Source organism: Martelella sp. HB161492 (assembly GCF_013184775.1).
Classification (GTDB): Bacteria; Pseudomonadota; Alphaproteobacteria; order Rhizobiales; family Rhizobiaceae; genus Martelella.
Map to the genome: position 1 here is coordinate 168,548 of NZ_JAATVV010000003.1, position 23,999 is coordinate 192,546.

A 23,999-nucleotide genomic window follows, 5' to 3' on the forward strand; every position below is an offset into this window, starting at 1 on the left:
CCTTACGCCCTTGTCTGGCCGGTGCCGTGCACGCGATATTTGAACGAGGTCAGCTGTTCCACACCGACCGGGCCGCGCGCATGCATTTTTCCGGTCGCAATGCCGATCTCCGCTCCCATGCCAAATTCGCCGCCATCGGCGAATTGTGTCGAGGCGTTGTGCAGCAGGATGGCGCTGTCGATCTCGTTGAAGAAACGGGCAACGACGTCTGGATCTTCGGCGATCACGGCCTCGGTGTGATGCGAGGAATAATGTTCGATATGGTCGATGGCGCCGGAAATGCCGTCGACCAGCTTCACCGAGATGATGGCATCGAGATATTCGGTATACCAGTCATCCTCGGTGGCTTCGGGGCGGCCGGGCAGGGCGCTCGCAAGCGTGCTGTCAACACGGACCTCGCAGCCAGCCTTTTCCAGCGCCTCGACAAGCGGCAGCAGCAGGCGGCCGGCATCGGCGCGGTCGATCAGCAGCGTTTCGGCAGCACCACAGATGCCGGTGCGGCGCATCTTGGCATTGACGACAATCTTTTCCGCCATCGAAAGGTCGGCGGACTTGTCGACATAGACATGGCAGAGCCCTTCCAGATGGGCAAAGACCGGCACCCGTGCCTCGCGCTGGACGCGGCCGACAAGGCTTTTGCCGCCACGCGGAACGATCACGTCAATGGCGCCGTCCAGGCCGGAAAGCATGGCGCCGACGGCGGCACGGTCGGTGGTCGGCACGATCTGGATTGCATCTTCCGGCAATCCAGCCTGACGCAGACCGGTCTTCATCGCCTCATGAATGGCGCGGGCCGAACGGGCCGAATCCGATCCGCCACGCAGGATGACAGCATTGCCGGCCTTCAGTGTCAGCGCTCCGGCATCCGCAGTCACATTAGGACGGCTTTCATAAATCACGCCGATGACACCAAGCGGCGTGCGAACGCGCTCGATCTTCAGGCCGTTGGGCCGGTCCCATGCCGCGATCAGGTCACCAACCGGATCTTTTAGCGCTGCGACAGCACGCAAGCCTTGCGCCATGGCGGCGACACGCTTTTCATCAAGCTGCAGCCGGTCCATGAAGGAACCGGTCAGCCCGTTCTTGCGGCCATCGGCAACATCGTCTGCATTGGCTTTGAGAATATCGGCCATATGTGCCTCGATCTGGTCAGCCATGGCCAGAAGGGCGGCGTTTTTCTGCTCCGTTGGGGCGATCGCAAGCGCATGCGATGCGGCCTTTGCCCGTCTGCCCATGTCGAGCATCAGGGTGCCTACGTCACTCAACGTTGCGATATTCTCAAGCATGGGTTCCATCCTTGTTGCCTGCCGTTTCGTGCAGGGTCATGACCAGATCGTCGCGGTGTACCATCGCCGCCCGTGCTGGATAGCCCAAAATGGCCTCGATGCCACCCGTTTTCTGCCCGGCGATCGATCGCGCCTCGTCGCTGTCGTAGCCGGAAAGGCCGCGGGCGATCTCGCCGCCGAAACGGTTGACGATGGCAACGGTGTCGCCCCGGGAGAAATGCCCGTCGACGGCGCTGACGCCGGCTGGCAGCAGCGAATTGCCGCGCTTCAGCGCCGCAACCGCGCCGTCATCAATATGGATCGTTCCGGCGGGCAGGAGCTGGCCGGCGATCCATGTCTTGCGGGCATTGACCGGCATATGCGAGGCATGGAACATCGAATGGCGCGCACCATCCTCGACGGCGCGCAACGGATGATCGATCTTGCCTGACGCGATGATCATGGCGCAGCCTGCCGTGGTGGCAATCTTGCCCGCCTCGATCTTGGTATGCATGCCGCCGCGCGAAAGCTCAGAGGCCGCACCACCGGCCATCGCCTCAATTTCGGGGGTGATGACGGGGATTTCGGCCAGGAATTTCGCGTTCGGATCAAGGTGCGGCGGTGCTGAATAAAGCCCGTCAATATCTGACAGCAGGATCAGCAGATCGGCGCCGATCATGGTGGCAACGCGGGCGGCCAGCCGGTCATTGTCGCCGTAGCGGATTTCCGAGGTGGCGATCGTGTCGTTCTCATTGACAATCGGCACGGCACCAGCCTTCAGAAGCTGGCGGATCGTGGCGCGGGCATTGAGATATTGCCGTCGTTCTTCGGTATTCTGCAACGTCAGCAGGATCTGGCCGGCGAGAATGCCATGTGCCTTCAGCGCTTCCGTCCAGGCGCCGGCAAGGCCGATCTGGCCGACGGCCGCCGCCGCCTGGGCCTCTTCCAGCTTCAGGGCGCCTGGATGGGTGTGCAGCACGGTGCGGCCAAGGGCAACAGCGCCGGAGGAGACCACCAGCACTTCAACGCCCTTTTCCTTCAGTGCGGCGATATCGTCACAAAGCCGGGTCAGCCAATCGCGCTTCAGCCCGTTTCCGCGGTCAACCAGCAGCGCCGAGCCGATCTTGATGACGATCCGGTGATAATGGGCGAGCGCCCGTTTCGCACCCTGGGTCATTTCAGGGTTCCCACTTGTCGTGCCGACCCTTGTCCCCGCTGCTTGGTCGCGCGGCAATGCCAAGCCGGTTTTCTTCCGCAATGATCACCGAGAGAAGCTGGCGCAGCGCCTCCGGAACGCCCTTGCCAGCGACGGAGGAAAGGGCCAGGACCTTCATCCCGCACGCCTCTTCCAGCGCGGCCCTCTTTTCGGCAAGGGTTTCGTCATCGAGAATATCGATCTGCGACAGGGCGACGATTTCGGGCTTTTCAGCGATTTCATTGCCATAGGCCTCAAGCTCGCCACGCACGGTCGTATAGGCCTTGGCGACGTCTTCCTCCTGGGCGGAGATCAGATGCAGCAGCACGCGGGTCCGCTCGACATGGCCGAGGAAACGGTCACCAATGCCCACACCTTCATGCGCGCCTTCGATCAGGCCGGGAATGTCGGCCAGGATGAATTCGCGCGTATCGACGGTTGCAACGCCGAGATTGGGATGCAGCGTGGTGAAGGGGTAATTGGCGATCTTCGGCCGGGCGCGAGTGACCGCCGACAGGAAGGTCGACTTGCCCGCATTGGGAAGCCCCACCAGCCCTGCATCGGCGATCAGTTTCAGCCTGAGCCAGACCGTTTTCTCTTCGCCCTCAAGGCCGGGATTGGCCCAGTGCGGCGCCTGATTGGTCGAAGTCTTGAAATGGGCATTGCCAAAGCCGCCATTGCCGCCGGCGGCAAGACGGAAGCGCTGGCCTTCCTCGGTGATGTCGCAGATCAGCGTTTCATTGTCTTCCTCGAAGACCTGGGTTCCCACCGGCACTTTCAGCGTCACATCGGCACCATTGGCACCGTTGCGGTTGCGGCCCATGCCGTGAATGCCGGTTGAAGCCTTGAAATGCTGCTGGAAACGGAAATCGATCAGCGTGTTGAGGCCGTTGACGGCCTCAACCCAGACATCGCCGCCGCGTCCGCCGTCACCGCCGTCCGGGCCGCCGAACTCGATATATTTCTCGCGTCGGAACGACACGCTGCCGGCGCCGCCGTCGCCTGAGCGGATATAGACTTTTGCCTCATCGAGAAATTTCATGTTTCTTTCACTTGTGTTCGTTAGCCGGCGGTTGCAAAACCAGCCGCATCGTTATCGTTCAGTCGGGCGGAGGTCAAAGGGTATCATGCGTATCGCGAGTTATAATATCCAGTTTGGGACCGGTTTGGACCTCAAATATGATCTCGCACGCATTGCCGCAAGCCTTCAAGGTGCGGATCTGATCGCGCTGCAGGAGGTGACGCGCGGTTTTCCCAAGAATGGCGAACGCGACATGGTTGCGGAAATCGCGGCCCTTTTCCCGGATTTTTTCCTGGCCTATGGGCCTGGCTGCGATGTCCATCTCGACCATTCCCGTCAAGACGGCCGCATTGTCGAACGCCGTCTGCAGTTCGGCAATATGATCCTGTCACGCTTTCCGCTGCTTTCAACCCGCCATCTGCTTTTGCCGCGCAGCCGCACCTATGAGCGGATCAACTATCAGCGCTCGGCGCTGGAAGCCGTCATTGAGACGCCGGTGGGGCCACTGCGCTTTTATTCCGTCCATCTCGATCATGTCTCGCCGCGCGAGCGCATTGATCAGCTGCGTTTCCTGAAAGACAGGCTGTTCGGCTTTGCGCGCGAGGGCGGTGCGGTGACGGGCTCGGTCGAGTTCGGCCTCGCCGATCCGCCCATGCCGGAACATTTCCTGCTCATGGGCGATTTCAACATGGAACCGGAAACGCCGGAATATCTGGAAATGGCTGGCGAAAAGGATACTGGCGGCTGGCGCACCTTGCGTGAGGGCGTTGCCGTTGATCTGCTCGACCGGCTGAAGACGCGCGGCCCCGGTTGCATCACCTGGACGCATCCAAGCCTGCCGGAGGGGGAGGGCATGTATCTCGATTACGCCTTTGCCCATCCCGGCCTCGTGCCGCTTTTGAAGTCAGGCCATGTCGATCTTGCCGCGCGGGGCTCCGATCACTTTCCCTTATGGGTGGAGCTTGCGGGCGGCGCGGCATCTCCTTCAGAATAGCGACCCACTTTCCGGCTTGGAGACAGACCGGTCAGCGGCATGAAAAGCGCGGGGCTGCGACGGGCCAGTTGCTATTTCTGCGCTGCGATTTGCTCCATGACGTCCGCAGCCGCCAGTTCCGGGTAGTGATGGCTGAGGAGCGAGGCAAAGGCGGATTGCGCATAGAGAATAAGTGCATCCGGGACGTAGCGTTTCCATTCGTCGGGATCGCCGCTGCGATAATGCGAGTTTTCGTCCACCTGACCGGGCGTACGGCCGCCGGACGCCTTCTCGAAGCTGAAATCTTGGCTGTCAGGCAGATCGAGAGCGGCAAAGGCCGGAATGCTGGAAATGGTCTCCGAAGGTGCGCGAACCATGTCCTCGACACGGATCGTCTCGAAGAGCGCGTCGTCAAAATCCCATTTGCGCAGCGCATAAAGGGGGCCGATGGCACCATCATTGATGTCGCTGCGATCAAGAAAGAGATTGGTCAGGTGCAGGCCATCATTCTGGCTGACGGCCTTCAGCAGCGCCCGCTGCATTGTCAGGTTGGACCAGCCAGCATCCGGATGCGTCTTGAGATGCGAAAAATAGGCTGAAACAAGGATATTCAGCGGGTTGCGGACAAAATGCAGCCCCGCAAGCTGACCGCCTGCGGCCCGTTCATAGGATGAGTTGCCGAAAAATACGATATCCGCATCAACCGGCGCGACGTCACTGGTGTAATCGGAATGGTGGAAAGACAAGCCATTGCGCCGGGCAACTTCCTCGAAATAGGAGATCGCCCAGCGCGACGCGCATTTGTGATGGGAGTGAATGTAGATCTGCTTTCGTTTCGAAGCGGCGGCCGGTGCGGGCTCATTCGCCGTCGCGGGTACGGCTGGTTCTGGTGCTGCGGGGCGCTTCGCGCGGCGGAAGAAAGACGTGATCAGGGCCAAGGACATTTCTCCAGCTTCACATAGATATAGAAGGGCCGCTCCGACAACAAACGCCCGGTTTCCCGACGCGATTTCGGTCAGCTCAATTTTCGCCTATAAAGCTGGCGGTCATTCAAGTCAATATAGATGACAGTATAGTAGGCAGAGCCAATATCTTGCGCGACGATTACCCAGGAATTGGCTATCAGTCAGAGCCTGATCCGCAATTAAGCTGAGTGTTTTCTGTGGAGTATCCTTGGCGACAAGCGCAATCGTTGATCAAGGGGGCAACAGATTCCGGAGCGCAACGATGTGGACTGATACCAACCGGGCGCAATATGCCCGTGAAGACCTGGCCTTGCCAAGCGATTTGACGGAGGCAGAATGGGCGGTTCTTGAGCCGGATGTCCCGCCGCCCTCGCATGTCGATCTCGCCGCCAAAGGCTCCGGTCGCTTCCCGATCTGGATGGTGCTGCAAATTTGGTGGTTGAGCGCCGCGCCCGCCATCGTACAGGGTTTCAAAGGCCTGCCTGTCGGCGCTTGAGGGCTGGTTCGGTTGCGCTTTCTGAATGCAAAATTCGCGTAATCGCACCGGCTCCCTGTCCGTGTTGTCACTGGCATCAAGGATAAGCCTCACGCTGAGGACGGGGATAAAGGGGGATGAAAAAGGCCGGATCTGGCGGCGTTCAATCCGGCTTGTGGAAGGCAAGGAATTTTGTGCCGCAATACCGGGTTTCCCCCCAGTGGCCCTCCTGAAGCCAATAATAGATGCCATAGAGATTAGTCATGAACAGGCTTTCCCCCAATGGATGACTCGGACTGTTCCAGCCGTCGGAGAACATGTCACTTGCAATGATGGGCATGATCTCCCGTCCGTCGATGTTCAGCCTTCCGCCCGGATAATGGATGGTGATTTTGTCTGGGTCGGTCGGGTGCCTGGATATGCGGACGTCGGAATCATGCGTCAGAACCACCGTACCGTCAGGGCGCTTCAGGACAATATTCAACCCATCATCGCGCTGAGTGAGAAGGATGGCTCTGTAGCCAATCATGCTGCCGTCAGGCAGAATAATGCAGGTTTCCCGCGTCAGATAGGTTCCGAGTGCGAGAAAGGCGGTGGCAAAAACGACGATTGGTGCTGAAACCTTGAAAATCGCAATCGCAGTGGGTTTCATTGCCGGTCCTTGGCTTCAGCATAACGGCTCCTGCTCGCGTCGGCCAATATACGTGCTGAGAAGGCTGCTTCCCATGCTCCAGTTATACCATAGGGTGAGCTGAAGGGAACCTCGATCGGTATATGCGAGAGCAGTGCCCGAGACCTGTTCCGGCTGTCGTTCAAAGCGCTTACGGCCATCGCGAATACATAATTGAAGAGAGACGGACCGGGATTGCCTAATGTCTGCGAAATGTCAGCTGCGATTTCTGATGCGTCTTCCAGGCCGCTGGCGATCAATTTTACGATACGGTCGCCAATCATATTGTCGTAGGTCAAAATTCGATTGTTGAAGGCGTAGATGTTGCCGTCATTGGCGGCGTGGGAGGCACGGACCTTCGCATCGTGGCGGGTGCGCCAGATGCCAAGCGTTTCCAGGAAAAGTGGCCGCCGGTTTTCCGTCCGGAAACGCTTAAGAAGACAATGTGAGACGCCGGGCTTGGCCCGTCCTTGGTTTCAAGCCTGATCGGCGTGCCATAGCGCAGATAGGCCTCGAAGGCCCTGCGATAAGCTGTTGTCGACCGGTCGGTGGTTTTTCCGCCGAACCCGCACATGACTCTCGCCCCTTTTTCCGTTGTGACCCGCAAAGGATAAGGGCGCTGGCTGTTGCGGGGACCGGTGGGGAGAGGAAAAGACCGGTCTCGCTTCGTCTTGGTGGTGGAAGACTGTTGCGAGATGGTTCGGGAAGTAGAACCCGCTTCCTGTCGTCTCATTCCGGCGGGTGCAATGCAAAGAGCGGTGTCCGGCAGAACCGGTTTCGAAAATGGGGATCGTAGGTGAGGGCGTTCTGGATGAGGGAAAGGTTGGTCCCGAGGATGGGTTCACCCAGAGGAATATCGCGCCAGCTTTCCCGGCCAGGCATGGGGTCTTTTGACGGATAGTCATGAATAAGCGGTATCATTTCGCGGCCGTCCATGGTCAGTATTCCAAGCGGGCTCTCCATGATGACAAGATCGGGATCACTTTCATGTCTCGATAGCAGGACATCAAAGTTGGTCCTGACGCTGGTCTTCCCGTCCGCGCTCCAGATTCTACTGTCGATGAGCGTGCTCTGGTAGAGCGGAAAAATGGCGTTGTAGCCGATCATGGTTCCGTCGGGCAGCACGACGCATGAGGAGCGGCCAAAGGCCGTTAGCAGCAAAGCAAAGCCGATGATGACGGAAACAGCCAGCAAGACCTGCCGTCCCGGGGATATCATGGCAATACGGCCGCGCAAGAAAGCACCTCATCGGGATTGGTAAAAATAGAGGCTCTTTTTACGATCAAACGAGATTTTCCCGGAGAAGCTGCCGTCCCAAGTGTCAACAATATCATAAGGTGTGGCGAAAAGTACCTCCCTGGGCATGAGATCGAGAAAATCGCGGTAAAAGTGATGACTGTCCTCTAGGGCGCGTTCCGCCATTTCGAGCACCAGCGTAAAAAGTGTCCTGTCGCCATTGCCGAGTTGAGCGAAACGCGACCGGCAATCTCGGTTGCGCTGTCCAGTCCGGATGCAATTGCATCGACAACACGCCCCGCAGCTTCATGTAGCCACTTATAATAGCTTTCCGCGTCATAGGGATCGCGAAACATGTCGGTCAGTTCGAAGGTGATGTCGCCATCAAGTTCGAGCATGCCGGCGTTCCTGCGGCAGCTTCCAGACGCCGTGCCGCTGATCGTCGTCGTGCCGATGCTGAAAACGATCTGCTGCATTTCATAATTGCCCTCGAAACCGTAAACGAAATCGCCTTCTCCTGTGGTGCGCGCCCTGTCCGCGATCTGCCCCGGCAGTCGCAAAGGATTGTCGATCGCCTCTTGCTGGAACTTGAGAACGACCTCGGACAGATAACCTGTTTCGCGCACCGTCACCGGCTTTCCGTGGCCGGTGAAATAATGACCGGCGAACCTCCACCAGGGCCATTGTTCGGTTGCATCTGACACACCGGACAGGCGAATATCGAAATATTCCCCCGTCGAGGCATCATAGGGTTCGGCAATGCAGCGGCAGCCATAGGCCTCGCCGGGATTGCCGGTCACAGGCGGGTTGTCGAAGGCGTAGATATTGCCGTCATTGGCCGCATGGGAGGCACGAACGCGATCGTCGCGCATGGTGCGCCAGATATAATGAGAGGTGCGGCTCGGGGCCTCTTTGGTCTCAGGCGGGATCGGCGTGCCGTAGCGCAGATAGGCCTCAAAGGCCTGCCTGTAGGCGCTTGAGCCCCGGTTCGGTTGCGCTTTCTGGCTGCAAAATTCACACAATCGCTCTGGCTCCCTGCCCGTGTTGTCACTGGCAACAAGGATAAGCCTCACGCTGAGGGCGGGGATAAAGGGGGATGAAAAAGGCCGGATATGAGGGGCGTTTCAGCCCGGTGGGTGAAGCGCAACTCGCGGGGTCGGGTATTTCCGCTGTTCAGCAGCCGATCGTGAATGAGGCTGGTGTGGACGTGGCGAAACGCTGTGATCGGACGGCCGGGCGGCATGGCCCGGCCGTCTCAGTTCAGGCGAATTCGAAAGGCTGAAATTCGCTCGCTTTCAGTTCGGTTGTGACCTCTGGCATCATCTGGCTGGTGGACACGGAATAGAGATCGCGCAGTCCGGTGACGCGGAAGCCGAGCTTTTCCTGTACCCGTTGTGACGCGCGATTTTCCGCATAGGCGCCGGAATGGAGGATCACGGCGCCGTGCCTGCTGAAGAAGCGTTCGATCAGCCCGGAGGCCGCTTCGCTCATGAAACCGCGTCTCCAGTAATAGCGATTGAGGTAGTAGCCAAGATGCCAGGCCTGTTGCCGGCGCTCGATCGAGATCGTGCCGATATGAACGTCGTCTGCCGGCTGGGTGATGGCAAAATGCCAGTCGTCATCCGGTGCCAATATCAGGTTCAGCCAGTCGCGGGCGTCATCCTCGCCGTAAGGGTAGGGTACGCGTGCGAGCATGCGCGTGACCCTGAAGTCCGAAAGCGTCTCGGATATCGGGCCGCAATCGCTGAGGCGGTGCGGCCGAAGTCTTAAACGCTTCGTTTCGATGAAGGGCGGCAGGGGCGCGTTGATGTGAATGTTCATCGGGGTGCCCCCCAGCTCTTCAGCGACATCCAGGTCCGCCGGTCGAGCCGGTACCATTCGACCGGTACACTGCCGCCGACGGCAAGGGACTGGGCCATGCCGGCGCCCTGATACTGGAAGCCGCACTTCTGCAGAACCCGGCGCGAGGCGGCGTTGACCACCCGGCAACGGGCATCGATGGTCTCGACCTCCTCGCGGGTGCGGAACACCATGTCGATCATGATCTGGGCGGCTTCGGTGGTGTAGCCCTTGCCCCAATAGGGTTCGCCCAGCCAATAGCCGATCTCGACGACACTTTCGTCATCGGGAATGGTTTCAACCGCGCAGCAGCCGAGAAAGGCACCGTTATCGGCTTTTGTGATGGCATAGACGCAATTGCCGATCACGCCCTCTTGGCCGCGTCGAACAAAATTCGCCGCGTCATCGATCGTGTACGGGTGCGGCATGCGCGACACCATGGTGGCGATTTTGTTGTTATTGGCGAGATGGGCAATGGCGTCGATGTCATCTTCGTGGGGCGCGCGCAAAACGAGCCGTTCCGAAAGAAGGACGGGGCAATCCCGTCTTGACCGATCCGGCCTTAGCCGCTCGCGGGATAGCCGCGATTGGCTCTCCCTTTGTAGATCTTCTTGCATTGTCAGGTCCTTTCCTGGGTTTGAAATCAAAAAGGGGAGATGGTGGCGTCCCATCTCCCCTTCTGATTTCTCAGGTCTGAACCAGAATGCTCAGCCGGGTCGATGTGACGCCGGCTGTTTATAGCGGTCCGGCTTATTCCGCTGCTTCTGCCTGTTTGGCCGTCACGGATACGTAGACTCGGCCATTGGCGCGCGTACGGAACGTGACATTGCCTTCTGTGGTTGCAAAGATGGTGTGATCCTTGCCCATGCCGACATTGGTGCCGGGATGCCACTGCGTGCCACGCTGACGAATGATAATGTTGCCCGGAATGACAGCTTCGCCACCGAACTTCTTTACGCCAAGGCGCTTGGATTCAGAATCGCGACCGTTGCGCGAGGAACCGCCAGCTTTCTTATGTGCCATTGGAGTGCTCCTTTAAATCTCTTCGAGAACTGCTCTTAACCGATCAGCCGGCAATGATGTCGGTGATCTTGACGACCGTGAAGTGTTGGCGGTGACCGCGCGAGCGCTTCGAGTTCTGGCGACGACGCTTCTTGAAGGCGATGACCTTCTTGCCGCGGGTCTGTTCGACAACTTCCGCCTTGACCACTGCGCCTGCAACAAAGGGCGCGCCGATCTTGGCATCGGCACCTTCTCCGACCATGAGAACGGAATCGAATTCAACCGTGGCACCGGCTTCAGCATCGAGCTTCTCGATGGAAAGCGTGTCCTCGGCCATGACGCGGTACTGCTTACCGCCGGTCTTGATGACTGCGAACATTTTTTATCCTTTCATGTTCGGTCCGGCTCATGCCTTCGCAACCGAAGGCGGCCGTCTTTTTGTCAGTCTTGTTTGAGCAGGGCTCTCAGCGTAAAACTTTGAGAACCGGTCTGCCGGTGATCGTCCGGCAAAGCCGAACCTTTCGCGTATATCAAGCGGACACACGCGTCCGAAAGCTTCGATATGGAATTGGCATCGGCAAGTCAAGCTGAAAGGCAAAAAAAGACGTCATTTAGCCCTTGCGTCACAGCCCTTTGCCCGCTAAGAGACACCCCGCGCTCACAAGCGCTGACCACATGGATCCTGGAGAGGTGGCAGAGTGGTCGAATGCACCGCACTCGAAATGCGGCATACGGGTGACCGTATCGAGGGTTCGAATCCCTCCCTCTCCGCCATATTCTTCCTCTGAGATCAAATCATTGACAGATGGTCGCCGATGTTTTGGCGGCGCTATTGTGATGCCGAATTTTTATGCCAATGGCCGCGTTCTCATGGGCGGGCCATGACCATGGCGCGCCGGTTGCCTCGGCCGCTGAACAAGCGCGATCTGTGCCGGGGTGCCCGCCAAATTCGGTTGCGGTTTCGTCATCTTGTATATTGTTGTATGTTTTTACATTTTTGTGTAAAAATGTAAAAAACGACGATTTAATCTTTATTAAATATAAAAATTTAATTAAATAATTTAATATTGATTAAAACTTAGCAAAAATATTACATGTCATGGTTGGGTGCAACGGAGTTTCGACCATGAAACAGTCCATAATGGCAAGCATTCAAAGAAAAATTAAAATTTTCGCATCTTTTTCAATCTTGATGTTCCCGCTGGTATCACAGCCTGGCTTCGCGCAGGCACCCGGGCCAGCGATTGCCGCGCAAAGCATTGCGGCGCTGGCCCAGAGCATGGCGTCGATGAGCAGCACGCAAAAGGTTGCTGCGATTCGTGCCTTCATTCAGGCGAATCCGAATATTCCGGTGGCGACCCTTGCGGCGTCGCTGGTTTCCTCTGCCGCCGTAACCCCCGGCCTGTCGGGATCGATCGCCGCTGCTTTCGTTCAGGCGGTGCCAGCCCAGCAGCGTGCTCAGGTTGCCGTTGCGGCGGTTAATGCGATGCCGGCCGGAGGCAAAGCCGCGGTGGCAAGCGCCGTTGTTACCGCCACGCCTGCGGGCGCGGCGCGCAACGCGGTCGCCAATTCCGTCACGAATGCGGTCAATGCCGATACAACGCTTTCCGCCGAAGAGAAATCAAGCATCGGTGGGAGCGTCAGCGAAGCTGACTCCGGGGGAGGCTCGGGCGATGTGCAGCCGGCCTCGCCTTCCTGAGAACATCTTCAGGCGGGCGGGCTCGCTCACTGCCTGAATTTGCCCTGCTGACGCAGCGGACATGAGCGGCTGGCCGGCTGGCAACGGGCTCCGCTCGGTTGATGCACAATATCGCCATGTCACGGCCTAAACTGTCGCGTGGATCTCGCAGGAGCTCCGTCTGGCAGTTTAGGCCATTGGCGATGGCCCGGCTCATTCCTCAAGTGCAATTCTGTCTCCGCTTCCGAGCGTCAGCTCGATGTGCGCTGCCTGTTCCATCTCGGTAATCGCACCAATATAGCCAAGCGCTTCGATTGGCTTGTTGTTGATGGCGACGATGCGGTCCCGGGTGTCGAGCCCGGCTTTGGCTGCGGCTGAGCCGCGCCGGACATAGACAATCCGGCCAGCATCAGCGGTGTTGATCTGCAGGCCATAACGACGCAGGGGGGCTGCGGCTTCCAGTGGCGGCCCCGGCTGGCGCGCCAGCACCAGCTGCCTGCCCGGCCCATCGATGCCGACGCGGAAGCGGTTGAGAAAGCTGCCGCCGATGGCCGCCCATTTGGCTTTCTGCACGATCACATCATCCAGGCAGACCTGTCGGGCGCAGACATGCATTGGCGCTGAAAGTGTCGTCTTCTCCTGCCGCGTCATCTGGATGGAATATTCAGTTGCATCATTGTGGAAGGCGTTGCCGACCGCACCCTTGACGCGGGTATAGGATGAGCCGGTGTCGAGCAGTATGGTCTGAAAGGTGGCGTCGCCGACGGTCATGGGCATATGCGGACGGCGGGTCTTGTCGATGACATAGGAAAGGTGCGTTGCATCGCGCTCCGTCGGGAGGGCGCCGATGATCATTCTGGCCTTGCGATAATCCAGCGTCACCTTCAGCCTGGAAAGCGTGCTGTAACCGAGCAGTCCATTGATGTAGCCCGGTCGTGACAGGCTGTACGGACTTTCGGCGGCTTTCATGCTGTCGGACACGCAGGTCCCGTCCTCAAAGCATAATTCAGCCTGGCCCGCCTGGAAAAAGGCAGGGGCGACCATGTTGGTCGCCGCACCCGTATCGACCAGCATAGCGATCGGAGCGGCGCCGTTGATCGAGACCTGCACGATCGGATGAACGCCATTGAGGACAGTGAGAGGCACTTCGCCAGCACTGGCCAATGCGGGGCCCAGTCCTGAAATCAGCAGGAAGGCGGCGATGCTGCGGCGGAATTTGCGTATCGAAGGGTGCGGCTTCATGCGTTTGCGGGTCTCTGGAAAATATCAACCACGGTGAATGCCATTATGTGCCGCGATGGCCGGACTGAGCACAAGTGCATTCATGCAGCGTCAGCCACGATATCTATCGTTCGACGAAGGCCCGACCCTGTGGCGGGCCGGGCCTTATTGCCGGCCAGGGCATGGCGCGGCTCAGCGCGGCGCCAGCGTGGCGATCAGATCGTTGACCACATGGGCCATCTCCATGCCGGCGGAGAAATTGAACTGGTTGATGGCGATGAAGACACCGACGCCGCGGGTCGGAGCAAAAGCGAGATAGCTGAACACGCCATTGGTTCCGCCTGCCTTCTGGATGATCAGCGGATGGTCGCCCTCCGGCATCATGATGACCCAGCCGAGCCCCATGGCGTCCATGTGACCGGATTCATCCAGGCCGTAAACCGGCGAAAGGCCGTCACGCATCAGCCAGGCGGCGTGGCTGATCGCGCGCATATCGGCATCCTTCTTGCCAAGGCGATCCAGATTCCATTTCAGGTAGCGCACCATGTCATTGGCCGTGGTGTAGAGGCCTGAGGCGCCGCCGCGATTGGCGATCGGGTTGCCGGGATCCATCGGGTTGCCGTTCCAGTCATAGCCCGTCATGGCATTTTCGCCGGATGGCCTGTCATAGCTGGTCGACGTCAGGCCGATTTCGTCGATGACCCTGGATTTGAGCAGTTCCGGATAGGCTTCGCCGGTCACGCCCGAAAGCGCCATAGCCAGCACGTCAAAGCCGACATTGGAATAGAGCATGCCGGTACCCGGGGCAAAGAGGAGCGGCTGGTCGGTGAGATTGGCTTTGAAGGAGGCGTCGCTATATTTCTCGGCGCCGTCAACCGGCTCCAGCTCGCGCGGAAGGCCACTCGACTGCGTGGCAAGATCAATCAGCCGAATTTCCCGGCCCGCCATTTGCGGCAGGGCGTCGACAACCCCGGCATGGGCGCCGACGGGATCTGTCAATGAAACCGTTCCGTCGGCGGCCAGCGAAGCCAGAGTCAGTCCGGTGAAGGTCTTGGTCACCGATCCGACGCCGATGACCGTATCGCCGTCCGGCGCAATCCCGCTGTCCTTGGCGACTTCGCCAAAGCCGAATATGGCACTTGCGTCACCGCGAACCGCAGCAATCACCAGACCCGGCACAGCGGTATCGAGCTGGAAGATCTGTCCGGTAAATTCAACGGTGTCGTTGAGCAGGGGGTCGGCGGCGGCAGGTGTTGCCGCCAGAATGGCGATGGCTGCAAGGGCATGTTTCATGTGGCTTCCAATCCTTCGTCCTGGATAGTCGCATTTTCGTGCTGCTTGGCCTGTCTGCAACGGCGGCTAGCCGGCCGGTCGCGCTGGTCTCCTCCATGCATGCGGGCCGTCTCCCAATGGGTATACTGCACAAAACCGCCTTCATCACAACCGGAATCGTATACGATTTTTGTCTGGTGTTATTTCCTGTTTACATTCTGTTTTGTGGTGGCCGCTTCGCCGCTCGCGGCTGTAATCTGAATGTCAGTATTGCCGATAGTTCTGTAAGTGACTGTAAATGCAGTAATTTTAAGGAAGATAGATCGGCCTTTGCAGAGATCTGCTGCGGCTTTCGGAATTGAGAATGAAGAACCTCTTGAAAATCGTATACGAATAGAGATGTTTCTGAGTTTGGCTTATGCCAGGTGGCGGTGAGGCCTGTTATCTGATCTGCGTGTTGATCTGTTCAGCGAGATGAATATTTCCTGGATCAAGTTCGATTCCTGGCGATTTTTGATCGCAATATCTGCTTTTCAGGCGGTTCTGCGGTGCGGAAAATAAGCAGTTGATTTGGCAGCGCTGTCAAAAAAAGTATACGATAATTTTGAAAATTCGAATTTAGGCGCGTCGTTTCGGCAAAATTTCGCCACGGTTCGGTTGAGATTTGCAACTTCGTCGACCTGACTTGACGCTTTGCAAGGAAGGGCGCATGAGGCATCACGACAGGATCGTGTACGAAAGCGAAGATGGTGTCAGAGAGCGGACCCATGACAGATGACGAGATCTATAGCGAGATTTTCGATGCCATCATCGAGGGGCGTCTTGCTCCTGGTGCCAAGCTCGGGCAGGACGATCTAGGCAAGATTTTCGGTGTCAGCAAGACCCGCATCCGGCCGATTCTCTACCGCCTCGCCGATCAGAAAATGGTCACGATCGCGCCGATGCGCGGGGCTTTTGTTGCGCGTCCGTCGATCGCTGAAGCGCGCGCCGTCAATGCCGCCCGCCAGATTGTGGAAGAGGGGGTTATTCGTGCCGTCACCCGTCTGGCGCAGCCCAAGCAGTTGAAGACGCTGCGTGATATCGTGGTCGATGAGAAACGGGCCAGGGCGAACGGCGACGACGCCAGGGCGCATCGCCTGACCGGGGCCTTTCATTGCGCGCTGGCACGGATGACGGGCAATGAGGTGGTGGTCGATCTCGTCCGTGAGCTTGTGTCACGTGACAGTCTGGTTGTGGCGCTTTACCGGCGTCCGGCCCATTCCGGCTGTTCGCTGGATGGGCATCTGGGGCTGATCGACAAGATTGCCGCAGGTGACGAGGACGCTGCGGCGCAGGCCATGCGCCACCATCTGCAGGACGTGATGGACAGTCTTGACCTGGGCGATGACGGATCCAAAACCCGCTCCCTTGCAACCGCTTTCGTGCATCTCTCACGGCGGTGATAGAAAAGCCGCATTTGTAACGTTCTTGTAGCTCGCTGTGGTTGCTGCGGGGACGGCGTCATATGGATATGGGGCGGGCCCGATAGGGCAGGCGATAAGTTTGGAGTAGGGTTGTGAGCGAGTATCTGCCGAAATTTGATTTTGTTGCTCGGCTGGATTTCGGAATCGGGAAGCAAGGCGAGGCGGCAGCCGAAAGAGTGCGCGGGAAGCATCCGGTCGAAGATCTGCTCTATGATCGCCTGGTGGACGCGATCATCGACGAGCAGATGTGTCCTGGCCAGCATCTCAACGAGGTCAGGCTTGCTGAACGCCATAATGTCCCACGATCACGCGTGCGGCGGGTGCTCGAGCGCCTGCGCGACGAGGACATGGTTGTATTTGAACTCAATCGCGGCGCCTTTGTCTGCCGGCCCACCGTTCAGGATGCGCATGATATTTTTGAGATCCGCCGGTCTTTGGAGGATCTCGCCGTGCGGCTGGCCTGCGAACGGGCAAGGCCCGCAGATATTGTCATTCTGCGCAAAGCTTTGCCGCAGGCATTGGCAAGCTTGTCTGCCAGCGAAACCGAAACAGGCCGATTGGCGGTGAATTTCCATCTGGCCCTTGTCCGCATTTGCGGCAACGAATCGCTGGAAATGATGGTGGCGCAGCTGATCCGCCGCTGTGTGCTGGTGCAGTCCGTCTATCAAAAGGCTTCCGCCGTCCTCTGCCCGTCTCGGGAGTTTGCCGGGATCATCGATTGCATTGAGCGCAAAGATGCTGACGCTGCTTCAGCGCTGATGGCGCTGCATTTCGATCATATTGCCGCAAATCTTGATCTTGATGAGGCCCGCGGGACCGGGGACGCCGCCCACGCGCTTGTCTGATCCGGCGTCAGCAAATCGTCGAAAGGCCGGTGCGCTGCCAGCCATCAAACCCTGCTGTAGCCGGCAGGGCATCTCGTCGGGCGATGATTTACATGTCCGGCATGGTTCTTGCGTTTGTGGCGGGCGGGGGACCAATTGGAGATGACAATGTCTGATACGTCGACGTCTGACGGCAATACGCTTTTCCCGCTTGTTCTATCGATTGTTGCTGCTGCTGCAACCGGTGTGCTGTGGGCCTATGCCAACCCGATCCAGCTTGTGCCGGGTGTTATCCAGTGGCGCATTTTTGCCTTTCTGCCGCCGCTGGTCGGCATTCTTCTGGGCTGGCGCAGCGGCTTTATCTGCGGCTATCTCGGGACCATCATCTGGTCGCTTCTGGCCGGTGCCTTCATTCCGGCCCATAGTCTTCTGGTCGATGGCGTCATGGTCGGTCTGACGGGGCTTGTTCCGGGTCTGATTTTCAATCCGGCCAAGATGACCATGGATCGCCAGGCGCTGGTCAAAATTGCGGCAACCTGCCTCATTGTTGGCGTGGTCATGGTCTTCGCCGTTTCGGCAAGTCTTGCCTATCTCGGCATTTTCCCCTTCTGGTGGGCGATTTTCTATCTCGGCCTTTCCGATATCGTCCCGATGCTGATCGGTACGCCGCTCCTGATCATTCCGGCGATCCGTATTCTCAAGAGCGCCCATCCTTCGGGCTTCAAGCGCTTCTGAGGGTCCGTTTCCAGTGATTGAACTGAAAAATGTGACAGTGGACTTCGGCGGTGCCAGCCCGGCACTCGCCGATGTTTCACTTCGACTGGGTGAGGGCGCACGCCATCTCGTCTGCGGCGCAGCGGGCAGCGGCAAGTCGACACTTGCCCAGACACTGGCCGGCATGATTCCGAAACTGATCACGCCGTCCGGCTTCAGCGGCGAGGTGATCTTTTCCGGTGCGGCGGAAGGGGAGGATCCCTTCAGGGCGATCGGCGTCGTGATCCAGAATGTCGAGGACCAGCTCTGGGACCTGAGTGTCGAGGATCTCATTGCCTTTCCCCTTGAAAACCGAGGCCTGCCAAGACCTGACATCCGTGCAAGGGTCGCAGATCTGATCAGGGAATTCGGGCTTGAAGCCCTGAAGGGACGGCGTGTTCTCAGCCTTTCGGGCGGCGAACGGCGCATGGTGGCGATTGCCGCGGCCCTTGCCGGCGGACCTGAATTCCTGGTGCTGGACGAGCCGACCACCGGCCTTGATCCGGCCGCGCGCATCAGGCTTGTCGAAATGCTGGCGCGACGGCGCGACGAGACGCTTGTCGTCGTCGAGCAGGATCCGGCAGCGGTTGCCGGTCTTGTCGAAACGGTGAGCCTTTTGTCTTCGGGCGCGCTCTCGCCGGCCATGCCGCTTGCGGCGGTTTTTGCCGAGGACCGGCTGTGGATCGATGCGGGCATTCTGCCGCCGCAGCGCAAGCCGTCTCTGCCGCGCAGCATTGAGGCAGGCGAAACAGTGCTGGCCGTGAACGGGCTTGAAACCGCGCTTTCGCGCAGCAATGGCACACCGGTCCTGGAGAATGTCAGTTTTGCACTGGCCGAAGGCGAAGTGGTCGGGCTGATCGGCAAGAACGGTGCCGGCAAGACGACGCTGTTCCAGTCGATTCTCGGTCTTGCTGCCGTCAAGGCCGGGTCGATCGCCATTGCCGGCGAGGATGCCGGCCGCTGGACGGTTGCCCGGCGTGCCCGCTCCGTTGCCTATCTGCCGCAGAACATGCGGCGCGTCCTGTTCAATATGAGCGTTCTGGAAGAGGTTCTCTTTGCGGTGACCGGCGGCGGCAAACGCAATGGAGACGCTGAGGAGAAGGCCCGCGCGGCGCTTGAGAAATACGGCCTTTCCGGTCATGCCGAGGCCAATCCCTTCGCGCTGTCGTCGCGCCAGCAGGCCCTTCTGGGGCTTGCCTGTGCCGATGCCTCGGGTGCCCGGATTGCCATTCTTGACGAGCCGCTGCTGGCCCGCGATATCGCCGGCCGCGCGATGCTGGACCGGTTTATCGAGACGATGCTGGCATCGGGACGGGCGATCCTTCTGATCTCGCACGATCTTGAACTGGTCGACGATGTGACATCGCGGGTGCTTGTTCTCAGTGATGGCGTCATTGCCTGTGATCGCCCGACTGCGGCGATATGGACGGATGATGCCTTTGCCGCGCTCGGCTGGCCGGGGCCGCGTGGTAGCGTTGATGCGGAGGTCGCCGATGCGCATTCATGATGTCAATTTCTTCGTCAAGCTTCTGGCGGCTCTGTTGCTGTCGGTTGCCGCATGGTTTGCAACGGACTGGCGCTACGGCGTTCCGCTGGCGTTTGCCACACTTGTTGTTCTGCGGCTCGTGCGCGTACCGGGCTTGAGATCCTATCTCAAGGGGGCGGTTCTGCTGGTGCTTCTGGTTGAAGCGAGCTGGATCCTGAACCTGCTTGTGCAGGGGCACACGCCGCTGCAATCGCTCGCCATTGCCACGGGCATGGCGGCGCGGCTGCTGACGACGACGGCGGCCTTCTTCTTCGTCATGGAGACGAGTTCGCCGGGCTCCATTCTGGCCGCCGCCAGTGCGGCCCGGTTGCCGCCGCTGGCAACGCTGGTGCTCTCGCTCACCTTCGGCATCATCCCGATGCTGCGTGACGATTTCGAGCGGATTGCCGATGCCCAGCGTGCGCGCGGCATGGAAATCGATGATGTCGGCTTTTTCACGCGGCTCAGGTTTGCGCTGGCGCGTGGCGTTCCGCTTCTGGTACAGGCGGTGCGCATGGCCCATTCGATTTCGCTGTCGCTCGCCATTTACGGTTTCTCGACCAGTCACAAGCGCACGACCTGGCGTGAGGTCGGCTTTTATGTCGAGAACCAGCTCAAATCCGAGAAAGGAAACAGATCATGACCGAGATGCCCCACGTTACCGACCAGACTTTCACGGTGGATGTCGCGGGAATGGCGGTGGAGCTGCCGATCGTTGCAATCAAGCCGGATTTTGCGATCTCGCTGATGATGGTGATCGATCTCGGGGTGAAGTTCGGCGAACATGCCGGCCGCAAGCTGGCGGAGAAGCTGGCGCCGATGAAACCCGATATCGTCGTCGGTGCGGCGACGCTCGGCATTCCCGTGGCGATAGAAGTTACACGCGCACTCGGCCTTGACGACTATGTCATTTTGCAGAAGTCGCCCAAGATCCATCTCGGTGATGCGCTGGTCCAGACGATCTCCTCCATCACCTCCAAGGGTGAGCAGCGCCTGATGCTCGATCGCCGTTCGCTGCCGCTTCTGAAGGGCAAGCGCGTCGTTGTGGTTGATGATGTGGTTGCGTCCGGTTCGTCCATCAAGGGATCGGTTGATCTGGTGCGCAAGGCCGGTGGCGAGGTTGTCGGCATCGGTGTGATCCTGACGGAGGCCCGTGACTGGCTTGAAACGCTGGGCGAGGATGCAAAACTCGTCGCAGGTCTTGCCCATATTCCGCAATTTACCAGCAATGGCGGGCCGTTCGAACCGATCGCCGACACCTATCTCTGAGACCTATTTCGGTTCCAGCATGGTGGAAACCGACTGACCGGTGTGGAGCAGGTGGACGCGCCAGATCGCTGCTGCGCGCGCGGCGTCCCGCGCCCGCAGCGCTGACATCAGCTGTTCATGCTCGTCGACGGCCTCATGCCAGCGATCCGCATTGAGAATCGCCATATAGCGCCCGCGCGCCGCACGCACCAGAAGCTTCGCATGGGTGGCTATCAGCGCCTCATTGGCTGAAAGCGTCATCACCCGGTCGTGAATGCGGCTGTTGATGTCGAAATAGGGTTCCTTGTCGCCGGCGCGAAAATAGCTGCACATCCGATCATGCATGGCCTGCAGGCCATCCATCTCCCGGTCGCTGATCCGGGCGGCGGTGATCTCGGCGGCCAGTGCCTCAAGGCTTGCTATCACCTGAAACAGTTCCGTCGCCTCGCGCTGCGTATAGGGTAGAACCCGGGCACCGCGATTGGGCAGAAGTTCGATCAGGTGTTCCTCGGCCAGCACCTTCAGCGCTTCGCGCATCGGTGTCTGCGACACGCCGAACTCGGCGGCGAGCTCATTGACGGGAATGCGGGCATTGGGGGCGAGGTCGCCCTTGATGATCATGTTCCGTAGATGTTCGGCGACCGTGTCATAGAGCGAACGACGATTGATGGCGAGCGGCGACAGCGGCTTTTCACTGGTCATGAGGTGCTTCCCTTGCGCCCGCGCGATGCGGCCTTGCCGGTCTCTGTTCTGGTCTCGGCCGCCGCCACGGCTTTTGCCGTATTGCGGATATGGGCCAGCATGGCGCGGCCGGCAGCCTCTGCATTGCGGTTCCTGATGGCCAGCATCAGCGCATCATGTTCATCAAGGGAAGCCTGCCAGCGTCCCTCCGATGTCAGTGTGCTGCTGCGCCCATAGCGCGCTTTCTGGGTGATGGCGGCATGCATGGCCATAAGCTCCGCCGAGGCGCCAGCCCCGACAATCAGGCTGTGGACTTTCTGGTTGGCGCGGAAATAGCCGCGGCTGTCACCTTTCTGAAAGGCCCTGTGCATTGCTTCATGCGTCGCTTCCAGCGCATTGGCGGTCGCGGCGTTCATGGTTTCGACGGCCCGTTCGGTGGCGTGGCGCTCAAGTGCGGCGATGACTTCAAACATGTCGAAAATCTCAGCGGCGCTGTAGTGGCGCACGCGGGCGCCGCGGCCGGGCAGCAATTCCAGCAGACCTTCCGAGGCCAGAAGCTTGATGGCCTCGCGCAGGGGGGTGCGCGAAACATTCAGGGCCTCGGAAAGCGCAACCTCGTTCAGCCGCTCCTGCGCATCAACATCACCGGAGAGCACCATACGCCGCAGCCGCTCGGCGACCTGTTCATGCAGGCCGGCGCGCTTGACCAGGCGGCGGGCAGGTGGGCTTTGTTCCCGGATGTCGGCGTCGTCTTCAGTCATTTGCAGCTTTCCAGATCGAATAGCGGGTCATCACCATATTGGCTGAAGCCTGCCGAATCGTCTTTGTCTGAATGTAATATAGCCATTTTACTGCCTGTTGCGACATCATACGATGAAAAATTAAGCATCATCAATTTTTGATATATAATTCAGTTTATACAAAAAAATAATAAAAACAATGCATTGTAAAACTGGCATGCTTGTTGCTTTGAATTTGCTAGCCCAAAGAAGGCCTGCAAAATGTTCAGATGGAGAGAAGAATGACATTTTATGCTGAAATGTGTGCTGCCCGTAAGCGAAGCCTGCCAGTGGCGGCGGCCCTTGCCCTGTCGCTGATGCCGCTGATGGCGTCGAGCGCGCTTGCTGCCACGCCAAAGGATGTTCTGGTCGAGGTGGGCGAGCAGGGACCGAACGCGCTTGATCCGATGGCGCCTGCCGCCAACGAATACAGCCAGATGGTTGCCTGGCAGATTTATGACCGTCTCGTCACCCACGGCACCAAGACCTTGCCCGATGGCAAGGTGGTCTACGATGCCACCAAGATCGAGCCGGAACTGGCGACCAGCTGGGAAATTTCCGACGACAAGAAAACGCTGATTTTCCATCTGCGCGAAGATGCGACCTTCCATGACGGCACGCCGGTCACGGCCGACGATGTGAAATGGTCCTTCGACCGTGCGATTGCCGCCGGCGGCTTCCCGGCGACCCAGATGGCGGCCGGTTCCTTTACCGATCCGAACCAGTTCTCCGTCGTTGACAAATACACCTTCAAGATCACGCTTCCCGCGCCCAACAAGATGTCGCTGCCTGATCTCGTCGTGCCGGTTCCCAACATCGTCAACAAGACGCTGGCGCTGAAGCATGCCACGGCGGATGATCCCTGGGCGCTGGAATGGACCCGCAACAATGATGCCGGTGGTGGCCCGTTCAAGGTCGGCAGCTGGAAGTCCGGCGATCAGATCGTTTTCGACCGGTTCGATGACTGGAAGTCCGGCCCGCTGCCGGCAATGAAGAAGGTTGTCTATCGCCAGGTTGCCTCGGCCGGCACGCGCCGTGCGCTTCTGGAAAAGGGTGATGTCGATATCTCCATCGGCCTGCCGCCGAAGGATTATGCCGAGCTTGCCGAAGCCGGTGATGTCAACGTCGTCGGTACGCTGATCCAGAACGAGACCTTCCATGTCGACATGAATGTCAACATGAAGCCCTTCGACGATGTGCGCGTCCGCCAGGCGATTGCCTATGCCCTGCCTTATGACGCGATCATGAGCCAGGCACTCTATCACCGTGCCGAGCCGCTCTACGGCGCTGATCCGTCCAAGCCCTATCCGCCGAAATGGCCGGTTGCCTCGCCCTATGATACGGATCTCGACAAGGCGAAGGAGCTGCTGAAGGAAGCCGGTTACGAGAATGGTTTTTCCACTGAGCTCTATTACGACATGAGCCAGGCAACCATTCAGGAGCCGATGGCGCTGCTGATCCAGGAACAGCTGAAGAAGCTCGATATCAATGTGACGCTGGAAAAGGTGCCGGGCTCCGACTGGTTCACCAAGATGGGCTCACGCTCCATGCCGATGGATATCAACTATTTCTACGGCTGGCTCGATTACCCGGAATATTTCTTCTTCTGGACATTTGATGGCGAGAACAACACGGTGTTCAACACCTCCGGCTACAACAATCCCGAGCTGGACAAGGAGATCACCGAAGCCACGCAGATGGAGCCGGGTGCTGACTATGACGCACTGATCTCCAAGATGATCGGCACGGTCATGACCGATGTGCCGCGCGCGCCGGTCGCCCATCTCTATTCTGACATTGCCATGCAGAAGAATGTGAAGGGCTATGTCTACTGGTTCGACACCCATGTCGATTATCGTGCCATCACCAAGGATTGATCTTTGAACCGACGGCCGGCCTTCCAGCGTGAAGGCC

24 protein-coding genes, 1 tRNA gene and 1 pseudogene are annotated in these 23,999 nt (G+C 59.0%); 11 read left to right on the forward strand and 15 right to left on the reverse strand.

What is annotated here, in order from left to right:
* Positions 1 to 2: 2 nt before the first annotated feature.
* From HCK86_RS06490 to obgE, 3 genes are read right to left on the reverse strand one after another with little or no spacing between them, the layout of a single operon-like run.
* Positions 3 to 1,286 (reverse strand): glutamate-5-semialdehyde dehydrogenase, encoded by a 1,284-nt coding sequence (locus HCK86_RS06490; protein WP_176083649.1) that lies wholly within the window; start codon positions 1,284 to 1,286, stop codon positions 3 to 5.
* On the reverse strand, positions 1,279 to 2,442 hold the full coding sequence (gene proB, locus HCK86_RS06495; protein ID WP_176083650.1) for a glutamate 5-kinase: 1,164 nt from the start codon (positions 2,440 to 2,442) through the stop codon (positions 1,279 to 1,281). The genes HCK86_RS06490 and proB overlap by 8 nt, the downstream gene beginning before the upstream one ends.
* Position 2,443: 1 nt before the next feature.
* Positions 2,444 to 3,502 carry a GTPase ObgE gene (gene obgE / locus HCK86_RS06500; protein WP_176083651.1) on the reverse strand — a complete coding sequence of 353 codons (1,059 nt, stop codon included), beginning with the start codon at positions 3,500 to 3,502 and terminating at the stop codon, positions 2,444 to 2,446.
* Between the two features lie 85 nt (positions 3,503 to 3,587).
* Here obgE and HCK86_RS06505 point away from each other — a divergent pair, with 85 nt between their 5' ends.
* Positions 3,588 to 4,475, forward strand: coding sequence for an endonuclease/exonuclease/phosphatase family protein (locus HCK86_RS06505; protein ID WP_176083652.1), 888 nt, complete (start codon positions 3,588 to 3,590; stop codon positions 4,473 to 4,475).
* 71 nt (positions 4,476 to 4,546) lie between these two features.
* Here HCK86_RS06505 and HCK86_RS06510 read toward each other — a convergent pair whose 3' ends face one another.
* On the reverse strand, positions 4,547 to 5,392 hold the full coding sequence (locus HCK86_RS06510; RefSeq protein WP_176083653.1) for a hypothetical protein: 846 nt from the start codon (positions 5,390 to 5,392) through the stop codon (positions 4,547 to 4,549).
* Positions 5,393 to 5,681: 289 nt separating this feature from the next.
* Here HCK86_RS06510 and HCK86_RS06515 point away from each other — a divergent pair.
* A pseudogene (locus tag HCK86_RS06515) lies at positions 5,682 to 5,798 on the forward strand (IS5/IS1182 family transposase); the annotation flags it as partial.
* A 259-nt stretch (positions 5,799 to 6,057) separates the two neighbouring features.
* Here the strand turns inward: HCK86_RS06515 and HCK86_RS06520 are convergent.
* From HCK86_RS06520 to rplU, 7 genes are all read right to left on the reverse strand, one after another.
* Positions 6,058 to 6,546: a hypothetical protein gene (locus HCK86_RS06520; RefSeq protein ID WP_176083654.1), complete on the reverse strand. Its 489-nt coding sequence runs from the start codon at positions 6,544 to 6,546 to the stop codon at positions 6,058 to 6,060.
* Positions 6,547 to 7,293: 747 nt separating this feature from the next.
* Positions 7,294 to 7,758, reverse strand: a complete 465-nt coding sequence (locus HCK86_RS06525; protein WP_176083655.1) for a hypothetical protein — start codon at positions 7,756 to 7,758, stop codon at positions 7,294 to 7,296.
* A gap of 209 nt (positions 7,759 to 7,967) precedes the next feature.
* On the reverse strand, positions 7,968 to 8,822 hold the full coding sequence (locus tag HCK86_RS06530; protein ID WP_176083656.1) for a phage minor head protein: 855 nt from the start codon (positions 8,820 to 8,822) through the stop codon (positions 7,968 to 7,970).
* Positions 8,823 to 9,060: 238 nt separating this feature from the next.
* A complete protein-coding gene (locus HCK86_RS06535; protein ID WP_246739485.1) occupies positions 9,061 to 9,621 on the reverse strand; it encodes a GNAT family N-acetyltransferase in 561 nt (186 codons plus the stop codon).
* Complete coding sequence (locus HCK86_RS06540; RefSeq protein WP_176083658.1) at positions 9,618 to 10,256, reverse strand: GNAT family protein; 639 nt, start codon at positions 10,254 to 10,256, stop codon at positions 9,618 to 9,620. Before HCK86_RS06540 ends, HCK86_RS06535 begins: the two co-directional genes overlap by 4 nt.
* Positions 10,257 to 10,389: 133 nt before the next feature.
* Positions 10,390 to 10,662 carry a 50S ribosomal protein L27 gene (rpmA, locus tag HCK86_RS06545; protein ID WP_176083659.1) on the reverse strand — a complete coding sequence of 91 codons (273 nt, stop codon included), beginning with the start codon at positions 10,660 to 10,662 and terminating at the stop codon, positions 10,390 to 10,392.
* A 43-nt stretch (positions 10,663 to 10,705) separates the two neighbouring features.
* Positions 10,706 to 11,020 carry a 50S ribosomal protein L21 gene (gene rplU / locus HCK86_RS06550; RefSeq protein ID WP_176083660.1) on the reverse strand — a complete coding sequence of 105 codons (315 nt, stop codon included), beginning with the start codon at positions 11,018 to 11,020 and terminating at the stop codon, positions 10,706 to 10,708.
* A 305-nt stretch (positions 11,021 to 11,325) separates the two neighbouring features.
* Here rplU and HCK86_RS06555 point away from each other — a divergent pair.
* Together HCK86_RS06555 and HCK86_RS06560 are read left to right on the forward strand one after the other, a co-directional pair.
* Positions 11,326 to 11,415: transfer RNA gene (locus HCK86_RS06555), tRNA-Ser, on the forward strand.
* Positions 11,416 to 11,767: 352 nt separating this feature from the next.
* On the forward strand, positions 11,768 to 12,340 hold the full coding sequence (locus HCK86_RS06560) for a hypothetical protein (RefSeq protein WP_176083661.1): 573 nt from the start codon (positions 11,768 to 11,770) through the stop codon (positions 12,338 to 12,340).
* Positions 12,341 to 12,532: 192 nt separating this feature from the next.
* On the opposite strand, the gene HCK86_RS06565 is transcribed toward HCK86_RS06560, so the two are convergent.
* Positions 12,533 to 13,561 carry a PDZ domain-containing protein gene (locus HCK86_RS06565; RefSeq protein WP_176083662.1) on the reverse strand — a complete coding sequence of 343 codons (1,029 nt, stop codon included), beginning with the start codon at positions 13,559 to 13,561 and terminating at the stop codon, positions 12,533 to 12,535.
* Between the two features lie 171 nt (positions 13,562 to 13,732).
* Positions 13,733 to 14,833, reverse strand: a complete 1,101-nt coding sequence (ampH, locus tag HCK86_RS06570) for a D-alanyl-D-alanine-carboxypeptidase/endopeptidase AmpH (RefSeq protein ID WP_176083663.1) — start codon at positions 14,831 to 14,833, stop codon at positions 13,733 to 13,735.
* 746 nt (positions 14,834 to 15,579) lie between these two features.
* Between ampH and HCK86_RS06575 the strand changes: the two genes are divergently transcribed.
* The 6 genes from HCK86_RS06575 (at position 15,580) to HCK86_RS06600 (ending at position 20,646) form a co-directional block, all read left to right on the forward strand.
* Positions 15,580 to 16,254, forward strand: coding sequence for a GntR family transcriptional regulator (locus tag HCK86_RS06575; protein WP_176083664.1), 675 nt, complete (start codon positions 15,580 to 15,582; stop codon positions 16,252 to 16,254).
* Positions 16,255 to 16,451: 197 nt separating this feature from the next.
* Positions 16,452 to 17,120, forward strand: a complete 669-nt coding sequence (locus tag HCK86_RS06580; RefSeq protein ID WP_176083665.1) for a GntR family transcriptional regulator — start codon at positions 16,452 to 16,454, stop codon at positions 17,118 to 17,120.
* A 147-nt stretch (positions 17,121 to 17,267) separates the two neighbouring features.
* On the forward strand, positions 17,268 to 17,834 hold the full coding sequence (locus HCK86_RS06585) for an aminotriazole resistance protein (protein WP_176083666.1): 567 nt from the start codon (positions 17,268 to 17,270) through the stop codon (positions 17,832 to 17,834).
* A gap of 13 nt (positions 17,835 to 17,847) precedes the next feature.
* The gene (locus HCK86_RS06590; protein WP_176083667.1) at positions 17,848 to 19,359 is read left to right on the forward strand and encodes an ABC transporter ATP-binding protein; all 1,512 of its coding nucleotides are present in this window, start codon (positions 17,848 to 17,850) and stop codon (positions 19,357 to 19,359) included.
* The gene (locus HCK86_RS06595; protein WP_176083668.1) at positions 19,346 to 20,020 is read left to right on the forward strand and encodes an energy-coupling factor transporter transmembrane component T; all 675 of its coding nucleotides are present in this window, start codon (positions 19,346 to 19,348) and stop codon (positions 20,018 to 20,020) included. The genes HCK86_RS06590 and HCK86_RS06595 overlap by 14 nt, the downstream gene beginning before the upstream one ends.
* Positions 20,017 to 20,646, forward strand: a complete 630-nt coding sequence (locus tag HCK86_RS06600) for a phosphoribosyltransferase family protein (protein ID WP_176083669.1) — start codon at positions 20,017 to 20,019, stop codon at positions 20,644 to 20,646. Before HCK86_RS06595 ends, HCK86_RS06600 begins: the two co-directional genes overlap by 4 nt.
* Positions 20,647 to 20,649: 3 nt before the next feature.
* Here HCK86_RS06600 and HCK86_RS06605 read toward each other — a convergent pair whose 3' ends face one another.
* Positions 20,650 to 21,327 (reverse strand): GntR family transcriptional regulator, encoded by a 678-nt coding sequence (locus HCK86_RS06605; RefSeq protein WP_176083670.1) that lies wholly within the window; start codon positions 21,325 to 21,327, stop codon positions 20,650 to 20,652.
* Positions 21,324 to 22,067 (reverse strand): GntR family transcriptional regulator, encoded by a 744-nt coding sequence (locus HCK86_RS06610; RefSeq protein ID WP_176083671.1) that lies wholly within the window; start codon positions 22,065 to 22,067, stop codon positions 21,324 to 21,326. Before HCK86_RS06610 ends, HCK86_RS06605 begins: the two co-directional genes overlap by 4 nt.
* Before the next feature lie 260 nt (positions 22,068 to 22,327).
* Here HCK86_RS06610 and HCK86_RS06615 point away from each other — a divergent pair, with 260 nt between their 5' ends.
* The gene (locus HCK86_RS06615; protein ID WP_246739486.1) at positions 22,328 to 23,962 is read left to right on the forward strand and encodes an ABC transporter substrate-binding protein; all 1,635 of its coding nucleotides are present in this window, start codon (positions 22,328 to 22,330) and stop codon (positions 23,960 to 23,962) included.
* Positions 23,963 to 23,999: the final 37 nt, after the last annotated feature.